Source organism: Corallococcus sp. AS-1-6, assembly GCF_020037015.1.
GTDB lineage: Bacteria > Myxococcota > Myxococcia > Myxococcales > Myxococcaceae > Corallococcus.
The window spans coordinates 74,563-86,106 of record NZ_JAIQDE010000034.1; the positions used below are offsets into that span (position 1 = coordinate 74,563).

At 70.1% G+C, this 11,544-nt stretch carries 11 protein-coding genes and 1 pseudogene; 4 read left to right on the plus strand and 8 right to left on the minus strand.

Features of this window, described 5'->3' with window-relative positions:
* Position 1: 1 nt before the first annotated feature.
* The 3 genes from K8612_RS33775 to K8612_RS33785 form a co-directional block, all read right to left on the minus strand.
* A complete protein-coding gene (locus K8612_RS33775; protein WP_223765257.1) occupies positions 2-1,081 on the minus strand; it encodes a phosphotransferase family protein in 1,080 nt (359 codons plus the stop codon).
* A gap of 2 nt (positions 1,082-1,083) precedes the next feature.
* On the minus strand, positions 1,084-2,322 hold the full coding sequence (locus K8612_RS33780) for an acyl-CoA dehydrogenase family protein (RefSeq protein ID WP_223765258.1): 1,239 nt from the start codon (positions 2,320-2,322) through the stop codon (positions 1,084-1,086).
* An 87-nt stretch (positions 2,323-2,409) separates the two neighbouring features.
* Complete coding sequence (locus tag K8612_RS33785) at positions 2,410-3,132, minus strand: TetR/AcrR family transcriptional regulator (protein ID WP_223743769.1); 723 nt, start codon at positions 3,130-3,132, stop codon at positions 2,410-2,412.
* 133 nt (positions 3,133-3,265) lie between these two features.
* On the opposite strand from K8612_RS33785, the gene K8612_RS33790 reads away from it, so the two are divergent.
* Both K8612_RS33790 and K8612_RS33795 read left to right on the plus strand, forming a co-directional pair.
* Positions 3,266-3,916, plus strand: a complete 651-nt coding sequence (locus K8612_RS33790) for a hypothetical protein (RefSeq protein WP_223765259.1) — start codon at positions 3,266-3,268, stop codon at positions 3,914-3,916.
* A gap of 58 nt (positions 3,917-3,974) precedes the next feature.
* Complete coding sequence (locus K8612_RS33795; protein WP_223765260.1) at positions 3,975-5,114, plus strand: aminotransferase class V-fold PLP-dependent enzyme; 1,140 nt, start codon at positions 3,975-3,977, stop codon at positions 5,112-5,114.
* A 31-nt stretch (positions 5,115-5,145) separates the two neighbouring features.
* Here K8612_RS33795 and cysK read toward each other — a convergent pair whose 3' ends face one another.
* Positions 5,146-6,066: a cysteine synthase A gene (cysK, locus tag K8612_RS33800; RefSeq protein WP_223765261.1), complete on the minus strand. Its 921-nt coding sequence runs from the start codon at positions 6,064-6,066 to the stop codon at positions 5,146-5,148.
* 44 nt (positions 6,067-6,110) lie between these two features.
* The gene (gene epsC, locus K8612_RS33805; RefSeq protein ID WP_223743773.1) at positions 6,111-6,956 is read right to left on the minus strand and encodes a serine O-acetyltransferase EpsC; all 846 of its coding nucleotides are present in this window, start codon (positions 6,954-6,956) and stop codon (positions 6,111-6,113) included.
* Between the two features lie 224 nt (positions 6,957-7,180).
* Between epsC and K8612_RS33810 the strand changes: the two genes are divergently transcribed.
* Positions 7,181-8,029, plus strand: coding sequence for an Fpg/Nei family DNA glycosylase (locus K8612_RS33810; protein WP_223765262.1), 849 nt, complete (start codon positions 7,181-7,183; stop codon positions 8,027-8,029).
* A 38-nt stretch (positions 8,030-8,067) separates the two neighbouring features.
* Positions 8,068-9,711, plus strand: coding sequence for an AMP-binding protein (locus K8612_RS33815; protein WP_223765263.1), 1,644 nt, complete (start codon positions 8,068-8,070; stop codon positions 9,709-9,711).
* On the opposite strand, the gene K8612_RS33820 is transcribed toward K8612_RS33815, so the two are convergent.
* From K8612_RS33820 to K8612_RS33830, 3 genes and pseudogenes are all read right to left on the minus strand, one after another.
* Entirely contained in the window at positions 9,698-10,084 is a 387-nt protein-coding gene (locus K8612_RS33820; protein ID WP_223765264.1) for a TfoX/Sxy family protein, read from the minus strand. The two genes, K8612_RS33815 and K8612_RS33820, sit on opposite strands and share 14 nt — an antisense overlap.
* A 58-nt stretch (positions 10,085-10,142) precedes the next feature.
* The gene (locus K8612_RS33825; protein ID WP_223765265.1) at positions 10,143-10,712 is read right to left on the minus strand and encodes an imm11 family protein; all 570 of its coding nucleotides are present in this window, start codon (positions 10,710-10,712) and stop codon (positions 10,143-10,145) included.
* Positions 10,713-10,722: 10 nt separating this feature from the next.
* Positions 10,723-11,469 (minus strand): annotated as a pseudogene (locus K8612_RS33830) (AHH domain-containing protein); the annotation flags it as partial.
* Between the last annotated feature and the right edge of the window lie 75 nt (positions 11,470-11,544).

The window sequence follows — 11,544 nt, forward strand, 5'->3', positions numbered from 1 at the left end:
CTCAGCCCCCCGCCTTCTTGATGAGCTGCCGGCAGCGGTAGGCCAGGTAGTTGACGATGAGCCAGTAGTTCTTGAGCGCCGGGTTGCGCGTCTGCTTGTGGTGGTAGCGGTAGTAGATCTGCTGCGCGATGACCGCGAGCCGGAACACGCCGTAGACCTCGTAGAAGGTCCAGTTGTCGGGCTTCAGGCCGGTGCGCTCCAGGTAGTACGCCACCACCTCCTCGCGCGTGAGCATGCCGGGCAGGTCCGTGGGCTGACGGCGCGTCATGCGCAGGAAGGCGTCGTCATCTGCCTGGACCCAGTAGGCCAGCGTGTTGCCCAGGTCCATCAGCGGGTCGCCCAGCGTGGCCATCTCCCAGTCCAGCACCCCGATGACCTGCGTGGGGTCCTCCGGCTTGAGCACCACGTTGTCGAAGCGCCAGTCGTTGTGGATGACGCACGTCTTGATGTCCGGCGGCACGTGCGCGGCCAGCCACTCGTGCGTGCGCTTCATGCGGGGCACGTTCCAGGTGCGCGCCTTCTCGTAGCGGTCGGACCAGCCGGAAATCTGTCGCTGCGGATAGCCCGGCCCCTTGCCCAGCGACTGGAGCCCCACCGCCTGCGCGTCCACGCCGTGCAGCGCGATGAGCTGATCCACCACGTTGAGGCACAGTTGGCGCGTGCGGGCCTTGTCCAGCTCCAACCCCTTGGGCAGGTGCTTGCGCGGGATGAGGCCGGGGATGCGCTCCATCACGTAGAACTCCGCGCCCAGCACGGCCGGGTCCTGGCACAGCCCCACCATGGTGGGCACCACCGGGTACACGGGCTTGAGCGCCTGCTGCACCGTGTACTCGCGCGCCATGTCGTGCGCGGACTTCGCCTTGGTGCCCGAGGGCGGCCTGCGCAGGATGAGGTCGCGGTTCTCGTACTTGAGCCGGTAGGTCCAGTTGGAGGCGCCGCCCGTGTACTGCGTCACCTCCGGCGTGCCCTGGAGCGAGGGCACCTGGGCCTTCAGCCACGCGTCCACCGCGGGCACGTCCAGCGCCTCGCCGGAGCGCACGGCCTTGCCCTCGTCCAGGGGGATGGAGACCGGAGCCGTCATGTTCAACCTCCCTTGCTGAAGCCGCGCTTCGCGAGCTCGATGCGGGTGATGACGCCCTTGTGCACCTCGTCCGGGCCGTCCGCGATGCGCAGGCTGCGCGCCTGGGCGAAGAAGCCCGCCAGCGGCGTGTCGCGCGACACGCCCGCGCCGCCGTGCAACTGGATGGCGTCGTCCACCACCTTCTGGAGCACGTTGGGCGCCACGACCTTGATGGCGGAAATCTCCGTCATCGCGCCCAGCGCGCCCACGTCATCCAGCTTCCACGCCGCGTACAGCGTGAGCAGGCGCGCCTGGTCGATGGCGATGCGCGCCTCCGCCACGCGCTCGCGGTTGCCGCCCAGGTTGAGCAGCGGCTTGCCGAACGCGGTGCGGCCCATGCCCCGGTCGATCATCAGCTCCAGCGCCCGCTCCGCCGCGCCAATGCAGCGCATGCAGTGGTGGATGCGGCCCGGCCCCAGGCGGCCCTGCGCGATTTCAAAGCCCATGCCCGGCCCGGAGATGAGCGCGGACACCGGCAGCCGCACATTGTGGAAGTGCACCTCGCCGTGGCCGTGCGGGGCGTCATGGTCGCCGTACACGGGCAGCATGCGGATGATTTCGACGCCCGGCGCGTCCATGGGCACCAGGACCATGGAGTGCTGGTGGTGGCGGTCCGCGCCCGCCTGCGACGTGCGGCCCATGAAGATGGCCACCTTCGCGTTGGGGTGCCCCAGCCCGCTGGACCACCACTTCCTGCCGTTGAGCACCACGTGGTCGCCGTCCACCTCGGCGGTGGCCTGCATGTTGGTGGCGTCCGACGACGCGGCGTCCGGCTCCGTCATGCAGAACACGGAGCGGATGTCCCCCGCGAGCAGCGGCTTCAACCACTGCTCCTGCTGCTCCGGGGAGCCGTAGCGCCAGAGCACCTCCATGTTGCCGGTGTCCGGGGCGCTGCAGTTGAAGACCTCCGGCGCCATGAAGCTGCGGCCCATGGCTTCCGCGAGCGGCGCGTACTCCAGCGTGCTCAGCCCCGCGCCCAGCTTCGCGTCCGGGAGGAAGAGGTTCCACAGCCCTGCCGCCTTCGCGCGGGCCTTGAGCTCCGCCATCACCGGCGGCACCTTCCACTGGCGCCAATCCCCACCGGCCTCCATCGCGTGCAGGGCCTGGAGGTACTCGCCCTCCACCGGCTCGATGTGGTCAGCCATGAAGCGCTTCACGCGCTCCAGGTATTCGGTCGTCCTGGCGGAAGGCTGGAAGTCCATGCGGGGCATCCTGCGCCCCGCCGGGTTGGTGAAGCCACTGAATGTTGAACGTCTGTTCTGGGGCTGGCGCTGGCCTGGCCGCTGCCTTCAGCGGCGGCGCGGGCCCGGGGCCTTGCGCGGCGTGCGCGGCGCGCGCGCCCCACGCCGGCCCTGGGCCTTCGGCTTGCGCGCGGGCGGGCGGGGCGAGGGGGACTGCTCGATGCTCGCGAGGATGATCCGCCGCAGGAGCGCGTACACGGGCAGCGGGTCGAAGCTCTTGTCCAACTGGTGGTGCAGCGCGAGCCCGTCCACGCACGCCTTGATGATGACCGCGTAGTGCCCGTCCTCCGCGGAAGGGGCCGTGGCGTGGCCCGCGCGGAACTGCGCCACGGTGCGGGCGATCTCCCCGTCGCCCTGGCTCAGCAACTGCGCGACGGCGGGCGTCAGGTCGCGGTTGCGCAGGCCCAGCGCGAAGAGTTCGTAACGCAGCCGGCACGTGCCCGGCGCGTCCGTGGCCAGCTTCTCGCCCCAGGCGAAGGCCGTCTCCGCCAGCTCCTCCGCGGGCGTCTGCGCGCGCAGCCGCTCCAGCTCCGACATGTACTGGCGGCTCGCCTCCTGCGTGACGGCCAGCAGCAGCGCGTCCTTGCTGCCGAAGTAGTAGTGCACCAGGCCCTGGTTCACCCCCGCCTCGCGCGCCACCTCCTTCACCGTCGCGGCGTCGTAGCCCCTTTCGCCCAGCACGCGCTGGCCGGCGGCGATGAGGCGCGCCCGGGCGTCAGGCTCCGGAGCGCTGGGGGGAGGCGGCGTCTTGCCACGGCGGGGGGATGGCATCCCAGACCCATAGGGCACCGCCTCCCACCCCCGCAAGGCCGGCGACCGCTCGTCGCCTTGACATCCCGCGTCGTCAGTCTTAGTTAGTTGTGTGACTAAGTTAGTCGTCCGGCTAAACCGAAGGAGACGGGCCATGCGAGTCGAGTCCAAGCGGTCGATGCAGTGGGTGAAGGCGGTGGCGGTGGGTGCGGCGTTGGTGGCGGTGCCGGCGATGGCCCAGGACATGGCGTCCTCGTCCACGGGGCAGGAGCAGCAGCGGCGCGGGGCGTTCCTGCTGGAGCTGCAGCCGCCCGCGCTGGACGGCTCGCTGTACGGCCTCCGGGCGGAGGTCGCGCCGTCGCGGGACTCGCGGCTGGCGTTCGGCATCCTGGGGCGCGCGGGCGGGTGGAACCGGTCGCTGGGCGCGAAGGCGCGCTTCAGCAACGTGGGCGGCAGCGACGTGAAGCTCAACTTCGGCGTGGGCGTGGACAGCCGCTACACGCTGGCCTTCCTGGCGGACGGCACGGTGCGCCCGTTCGTGGGCATGACGCTGGGCCTGGAGGAGTTCGTCGCGCGCCCGGGCGGCGCGGCGATGCCGGACCGCAAGGACTACACGACGACGGCCTTCCTGGAGCCCACGCTGGGCGTGATGTGGCGGCCGGGCTCCGGGCGCGTGGGCCTGTCGGCGCGGGCGGGTCCGGGCTTCACCTTCACGGACGTGCGCGAGCTCCAGGTGGGCAACAGCAACCTGGGCCTGCGCACGGTGTACCCCACGGCGTCGCTGGGCCTGCTGGTCGTCCTGTAGTCGACGGGGCTCGCGGAGCGTGCCGTGCGCGGTGGAGAGGTGGCTACACTCGCCACCCATGAGCTCCCCGTTCGAGTCCTACCGCGCCGAGTTCCCCGTCCTGAAGGAGCAGCTCTACCTCAACCACGCCGGGGTCGCGCCCACCAGCACGCGCGCCGCCGCCGCGGTGAAGGCCTGGATGGACGACGTGGTGAACCACGGCGTCCTCCACGAGCGCGGCTGGGAGGCGCAGAGCGAGAAGGTGCGCGGGCTCGCCGCGCGCATCATCGGCGCGTCCCCGGAGGAGATCGCCTTCGTGCGCAACACCAGCCACGGCCTGGGGCTGGTGGCGGAGGGGCTGGACTGGCAACCCGGGGACGAGGTCGCCGTCGCCACGGGCTTGGAGTACCCCTCCAACGTCTACCCGTGGCTGCACTTGAAGCACCGGGGCGTGGAGGTCCGTGAGATTCCCACGCCGAACGGGGGCGTGACGCCGGAGGCCGTGGCGTCCGTGCTCACCTCGCGCACGCGGCTGGTGGCGGTGTCGTCGGTGCAGTTCGCCACCGGCCACCGCACGGACCTGGATGCGCTGGGCGGGCTGTGTGAGCGCTCGGGCGTGCTCCTGTGCGTGGACGGCATCCAGAGCGTGGGCTGCATCCCGGTGGACGTGAAGAGGAGCCGCGCGCACTTCCTCAGCGCGGACAGCCACAAGTGGATGCTGGGCATCTCCGGCATCGGCTTCCTGTACGTGGCGAAGGACGTGCTGCCGCGCGTGCGGCCCGCGCTGGTGGGCTGGCGCAGCACCACCGACGCGTGGAACTTCAACCGCTCGCACTTCGAGCTGCGCGCGGACGCGGCGAAGTTCGAGGAGGGCAGCGCCGCGTACCCCGGCATCTACGCGATGGGCGCCGCGCTGGAGCTGCTCCTGGAGGTGGGGACGGACGCCATCGGCGCGCGCATTGGCGAGCTGCTGGCCCGGCTGGACCTGGGCCTGCGCGGCCTGGGCTGCGACGTGGGCCCCGAGCCGAAGGACCGCGCGGGCATCCTCACCTTCCTGCCGCCGGGCGCGAACGTCCGGGCGCTCAGCGCGTACCTGGCGGAGCAGAAGGTGTCCCACTCCGTCCGGCGCGGGCGCATCCGCCTGTCGCCGCACTTCTACAACACGCACGAGGAGATGGACCGGCTGGTGGAGCTGGTGCGCGCGTACCGGCCCGGGTGAACTCCTCCCGGACCGGGATGCGCGCAGAGGGCTACTGCGCCGGGAAGAGGTTCTCCACGGAGAGGTAGCGCTCGCCGGTGTCGTAGCAGAAGGCGAGCACGCGGCTGCCGTCCGGCATCTCCGCCAGCTTCTGGTTCACCGCGGACAGCGAGGCGCCGGAGGACACGCCCACGAAGATGCCCTCCTCGCGCGCGGCGCGGCGGGCGAACTCGAAGGCGTCCTTCTCATCCACCTGGATGGCGCCGTCGATGCTCTGCACGTGCAGGTTCTTCGGGATGAAGCCCGCGCCGATGCCCTGGATGGGGTGCGGGCCCGGCTGGCCGCCGCTGATGACGGGGGACTTCACCGGCTCCACCGCGAACACCTTCAGCTTGGGCCACTTCGCCTTGAGGACCTCGGCGCACGCGGTGATGTGGCCGCCGGTGCCCACGCCCGTGATGAGGTAGTCCAGCCCGTCCGGGAAGTCGTTGAGGATCTCCTGCGCGGTGGTGCGCTTGTGGATCTCGATGTTGGACTCGTTCTCGAACTGCTGGGGCATCCACGCGTTGGGCGTCTGCGCGACCAGCTCCTGGGCGCGGGCGATGGCGCCCTTCATGCCCTTGGCGCGCTCCGTCAGGTCAAACTGGGCGCCGTAGGCGGCGAGCACGCGGCGGCGCTCGATGCTCATGGACTCCGGCATCACCAGGATGAGCTTGTAGCCCTTCACCGCGGCCACCATGGCCAGGCCGATGCCGGTGTTGCCGCTCGTCGGCTCGATGATGACGCTGCCTTCCTTGAGCAGGCCCTTCTTCTCCGCGTCTTCAACCATGGCCAGGCCGATGCGGTCCTTGATGCTGCCGCCCGGGTTGGCGCGCTCCAGCTTCAGGTGCACCGTCACGCGCGACGGGTACAGCCGGTTGATGCGCACGTGCGGCGTGTTGCCAATGGTCTGCAGGATGTTGTCGACCTTCATGGCGTCTCCTGTGAATGGGGAACGGGCACTGCGTGGGGAACGACTCAGATGTGGTAGTCGAGGACGTCCAGGCCCTCTTCGCCGTGGCGCGCGCGCACCTCGCTGCGGCGGGTGACGACGGACTGGGCGGGCACGCTCTGCGTGAGCCACGCGTTGCCGGCGATGATGCTGCCCTTGCCCACCACCGTGCCGCCTCCGAGGATGGTGGCGTTCGCGTACACCACGACGTCGTCCTCGATGGTGGGGTGGCGCTTCCTGTCCGCCAGCGCCTTCTCCACCATCAGCGCGCCCAGCGTGACGCCCTGGTAGAGCTTCACGTTGTCGCCAATCACCGTCGTCTCGCCGATGACCAGGCCCGTGCCGTGGTCGATGACGAACCTGCGGCCGATGGTGGCGCCCGGGTGGATGTCCACGCCGGTGCGCTGGTGGGCGTACTCGGTGAGCAGGCGCGGCAGCAGGGGGAAGTTCAGCCGGTGCAGCGCGTTCGCCACGCGGTAGATGGCGATGGCGTAGAAGCCCGGGTAGGTGAGGACGACCTCGTCCACGCTGCGCGCGGCGGGGTCCGCCTCGAAGATGGCGCGCGCGTCCTGCTGGAGCCACTCATAGAGGTCCGGCAGCTTCGCCATGAAGCGCGAGGACATGCCCGCGTCCGTGACGGGGTAGTGCGGCGCGAGCAGGGACTGGATGCGCTGGAGGCTCGCCTCCACCGCGGTGACGTCCCGGCGCACGGCGGCGGCGTTGCACTCCAGCCGCTCCGCGAAGTGGGGGAAGAGCAGCCCCAGCACCTGCGAGACGAACTCCGGCGCGGCCTTGCGCACGTCCGGGGGGAAGCAGTGGCGCTGACGCGCCTCCAGCAGGGTGGCAACCAGTCGGGCGTTCGGATCGTCCATGGGGCGTTGCGTCAGGATAGCGTGCCGTGCCGGCGTTTTCCTTGTTTCCGGCGTTCGAGCGGCAGATGGCGGAGGGGTTGGTCTTTTTCCGGCGTCCCGGGGCGTAGCGACCGGGTTCTGGACGTGGATGCCGCCGGAGGGAAAACGTCGCGGCCGTCTGGACGTTCAGGGGGCAGGGCGCTGTGCGGCTCGGCGGCGAGGGGCGGCGGGGATTACCCAGGGGGATGCCTGAAGGTCACAGCATCCACCGGGTCGCCCGGGTCCACCGCCGCTGGCTGGTGGGGCGGCGTTTCACGGCCGATTCGCCGCAGGGCCGGGGCGAGGTGGCGCGGAGGCTGTCCGGGCGGACGTTGTTGAACGTGGACGCGCACGGCAAGCACCTGTTCCACACGTTCGAGGGGGACGTGCGGCTGCACATCCACCTGGGGCTCTTCGGGCGCATCCGCCACTTCCGGCGGGACGCGCCGGAGCCGTCCACGGCGTGCCGGCTGCGGCTGGCTTCGGAAGGGGCGACGCTGCACCTGTCCGGCCCGTCCGCGTGCGAGCTGCTGTCGCTGGAGGAGGAGGCCGCGCTGCGCGCCAGGCTGGGGGAGGATCCGCTGCGCATGGATGCGTCACCGGACCGGGCGTATGCGCGGCTGACGCGGGGGCGCATGCCGCTGGCGCAGGCGCTCCTGGACCAGGGGCGCATCGCGGGCGTGGGGAACATCGTCCGGGCGGAGGCGCTGTTCGTCGCGGGGCTGCCGCCGCTGTTGCCCGCGTGCGAGCTGGAGCGCGATGCGTTCGACCGGTTGTGGGCCGTGATGCGGGCGCTGCTCCAGGACGGCGTGCGGGACGGGCTCATCGTCACGCCGGGAGCGCCGCCGCTGCCGTCGCCCGGCCGCAAGCGGGCGGAGCGCTTCTGCGTGTACAGCCGCGCGGGCCTGCCGTGTCCTCGCTGCGGTGGGAAGGTGACGGGGCAGGTGCTGGCGGCACGCACGCTCTACTTCTGCGCTGCGTGCCAGGGCGTGGACCGCGTGCGGCGGTCGCGCCGTGGAGACGAGCGGACAGCCAGAGGCCCTGCTCCACGCTGACGCTTGCCGTCCCGGGGCCCCCTGGGGACGATGCGGGGATGACGACCGCCCTGTCCTATGCCCATGGCACCAGCACCACCCCGCTGCTGGGGGAGACCATCGGTCAGAACCTGCGCCGCACCGTCGAACGTTACGGCGACCGCGAGGCGCTGGTGGTGGCCTCGCAGAACTACCGCGTCACCTGGCGGCAGTTCTGGGACGCGACGACGGCGGTGGCCAAGGGGCTGCTGGCGCTGGGCATCCAGAAGGGGGACCGGGTGGGGCTCTGGTCGCCCAACCGCTTCGAGTGGACCGTGTCGCAGTACGCGCTCGCGCGCACGGGCGCCATCCTGGTCAACCTGAACCCCGCCTACCGCACGTCGGAGCTGGAGTACGCGCTCAACCAGGCGGGCGTGAGCGTGCTGCTCCTGGCGAAGGGCTTCCGGCAGACGGACTACACGCGGATGCTGGCGGAGGTGCGGCCCCGGTGCCCGGGCCTGCGCGAGGCGCTGGTGCTGGACTCGGATTGGGAGCGGCTGGTGGAGGGCGGCGCGAGCATTGGCGACGACGTGCTGGAGGCGCGCGAGCTGTCGCTCCAGTTCGATGACCCCATCAACATCCAGTACACGTCCGGCACCACGGGCTTCCCGAAGGGCGCGACGCTGTCGCACCACAACGTGCTCAACAACGGCTTCTTCGTGGGCGAGGTGCTGCGCTACGGGCCGGAGGACCGCGTGTGCATCCCGGTGCCCTTCTACCACTGCTTCGGCATGGTGATGGGCAACCTGGCCTGCACGTCGCACGGCTCCGCCATGGTGATTCCGGGCGAGGCGTTCGACCCGCTGGCGGTGCTCCAGACGGTGCAGGCCGAGCGCTGCACGTCGCTCTACGGCGTGCCCACGATGTTCATCGCGGAGCTGGACCACCCGCGCTTCGGCGAGTTCGACCTGCGCAGCTTGCGCACCGGCATCATGGCGGGCTCGCCGTGTCCGGTGGAGGTGATGAAGCAGGTGCAGTCGCGGATGCACATGGGAGAGGTCACCATCTGCTACGGCATGACGGAGACGTCGCCCGTGTCCACGCAGAACCCGCTGGACGACACGCTGGAGAAGCGCGTGGCCACGGTGGGGCGCGTGCACCCGCACCTGGAGGTGAAGGTGGTGGATCCGGATTCCGGCGCGGTGGTGCCGCTGGGGCAGCCGGGGGAGCTGTGCACGCGGGGCTACAGCGTGATGCTCGGGTACTGGGACAACGCGGAGGCCACGGTGGCGGCCATCGACCGGGCGGGGTGGATGCACACCGGTGACCTGGCGACCATGGACGCGGAGGGCTACGTCAAGATTGTCGGCCGCATCAAGGACATGATCATCCGGGGCGGGGAGAACGTGTATCCGCGTGAGGTGGAGGAGTTCCTGCACACGCACCCGGAGATCTCCGAGGCGCAGGTCATCGGCGTGCCCAGCGTGAGGTACGGCGAGGAGGTGATGGCGTGGGTGCGCCTGAAGTCCGGTGCGGCGCTCACGGCGGAGACGCTGACGGCCTTCTGCACCGGCCGCATCTCCACGTTCAAGATTCCCCGCCACTGGAAGTTCGTGGACAGCTTCCCGATGACCGTTACCGGCAAGGTGCAGAAGTTCCGCATGCGAGAGCTCTCCATCACCGAGCTGGGGCTCGGTGAGGTGGCCCGCATCAAGACCGCTTGACGGGCTTCTTCTTCGCGGCGGGCTTCTTCTTCGCGGCCTTCTTCATCGCGGCGCGGTTGGCGGCGTCCACGGCGCGGCGGGCCCAGGGCAGCAGCCGGCGGCTGTCGTCCTCGGCGTCCGCGGGGGGCGTCCAGTAGCTCATGGGCTGCTCCCGGCCCCGGCTCTGGTAGATGAAGGGCCGGCAGCCTTCGGCCTCGAAGTCGGGGCGGGTGACGTCGTCCGTCTTCAGGTAGAGCTGGCCCTGGAGGATGAGGCCGAACATCCGGCCACCGAAGTACAGGCCCCAGCCGCCGAACATCGACCGGGCGTGCACCGGGCCCAGGGGCCTCAGCAGTTCGATCGTGTACTCCATGAAGCTGTCCGAGCGGGGCATGGGGGAAGTCCTCCAGGCCGAGGACTCTAGCGACCCGGGCCTGTGGCGTGCGGGGGCATTACACCTCCGTGAAGTGCATGCCGGTGGCGCCGGTGGCCTCCAGCGCCGTCTTGATGTCCTCGGAGACGATCAGCGCGATGGACCAACCCCAGGTCCGGAAGACCCTGGCGTCCCCCACCTGGGCCTTGTCGATACGCATGCCGTACACGGAACGGTACTGACCGACCTTCTCAGGCCGTCCGTCCTGGGGCTCCCATCGCCGGGCCTCCTCCGACGCATGCTCATCAATGCAGCGGATGACTCGGGGGGTGATGAGGAGGACGTACTGGTCCGGGTGCTTGGGAATGGTGACGGGGACAAGCTGCACGTCGTCGGCGGCGCGTTCTGCCAGGAGCGTAGCGAGCTTGACGTGAATGACCGGGACCATGCTCAGCCCCGCCATGGAGAAGTCACGAGGCTTTCCGGGCTCCATGATGGGGATTCGAAGCGGCCCCGTGAGTTCGACGGGCCTCCCTGTCCTGAGCCGCCAGGCGTCGTCGACCTCCACGCCGTTCTTGTCGACCGGATCATCCAGATACCAGTACCCCTCCTGGGGGTCGCCATGCAGTTCGAAGAAACGATGAGCCATGATGGTTGTCTCAACGCCCAGGGCGAGTGGTCAGCAGCTTGTTCAGAACAGTGCCTGGAGTGTTGGCTTCTTCAGCCAGTTCCTTGAGCGCGCTCGTCAGTGCATCGCGGCATTGGGCGACGGTTCTGCATTGTTCGGTGGCGTCCAGGAGGTGTCTCATCACACGTCGATGATACTCGGCGGGATGAGGCCCCCGGTGGCCCGGGACTTCGACGATGTTCTCCGGGTCCTTCAGTTCCATTCCGGCCTTCTTGAAGAGCTTCCGGAAAAGCGGGGTCCAGGGCCCGCCATTCTTCGCGGACTTCTCATTGCGGATGGTGGCCAGGTGGTGGCGCTGGGGCTTGCCGGGCCGCGATGACATGGCCACCGCGTTGGGTGCCAGCGCGAGGGTGAAGCCGTCAGCCGTCATGGCCACGGAGCGCACACCCGCGAGGGACATGAACTGGAGGCCCGCCTGAGTCTCCACCGCGACCGCGGCCTGGGCGGAGCCGGGCAGGGTGGGGGCCTTCATCGCGAGCCCCGCGGTGTTGCCAATCGCCGCCGTGGCCAGCATCACGAAGACGCGCGCGGCGTTCCTCCCCAGCACGCCTCCGTAGGCTTCGCCCGCGTCGCGCACCTGGAGGAAGGTGGTGGCCTGGTCCACGTGGCGCACCAGCGTCAGCCAGCCGTCGAGGAGGGTCCACACGGTGTCCACGCCCAGGTACGCAATCGCCGTGGCGGTGATGAGGGCGGCCAGGCCCTTGGAGACGGGCTCCGGAAAACCCATCTCAGCGCACCCCACGTATGCAGCCATCGTCGCGGGATTCGGTGATCATCACCCACCCGCTCCACC

What these genes read in the sequence shown, in the direction of transcription:
- K8612_RS33775 (WP_223765257.1), bottom strand. Translation starts at nt 1,081, where the DNA reads ATGACGGCTCCGGTCTCCATCCCCCTGGACGAGGGCAAGGCCGTGCGC.
- K8612_RS33780 (WP_223765258.1), bottom strand. Translation starts at nt 2,322, where the DNA reads ATGGACTTCCAGCCTTCCGCCAGGACGACCGAATACCTGGAGCGCGTG.
- K8612_RS33785 (WP_223743769.1), bottom strand. Translation starts at nt 3,132, where the DNA reads ATGCCATCCCCCCGCCGTGGCAAGACGCCGCCTCCCCCCAGCGCTCCG.
- K8612_RS33790 (WP_223765259.1), top strand. Translation starts at nt 3,266, where the DNA reads ATGCGAGTCGAGTCCAAGCGGTCGATGCAGTGGGTGAAGGCGGTGGCG.
- K8612_RS33795 (WP_223765260.1), top strand. Translation starts at nt 3,975, where the DNA reads ATGAGCTCCCCGTTCGAGTCCTACCGCGCCGAGTTCCCCGTCCTGAAG.
- cysK (WP_223765261.1), bottom strand. Translation starts at nt 6,066, where the DNA reads ATGAAGGTCGACAACATCCTGCAGACCATTGGCAACACGCCGCACGTG.
- epsC (WP_223743773.1), bottom strand. Translation starts at nt 6,956, where the DNA reads ATGGACGATCCGAACGCCCGACTGGTTGCCACCCTGCTGGAGGCGCGT.
- K8612_RS33810 (WP_223765262.1), top strand. Translation starts at nt 7,181, where the DNA reads ATGCCTGAAGGTCACAGCATCCACCGGGTCGCCCGGGTCCACCGCCGC.
- K8612_RS33815 (WP_223765263.1), top strand. Translation starts at nt 8,068, where the DNA reads ATGACGACCGCCCTGTCCTATGCCCATGGCACCAGCACCACCCCGCTG.
- K8612_RS33820 (WP_223765264.1), bottom strand. Translation starts at nt 10,084, where the DNA reads ATGCCCCGCTCGGACAGCTTCATGGAGTACACGATCGAACTGCTGAGG.
- K8612_RS33825 (WP_223765265.1), bottom strand. Translation starts at nt 10,712, where the DNA reads ATGGCTCATCGTTTCTTCGAACTGCATGGCGACCCCCAGGAGGGGTAC.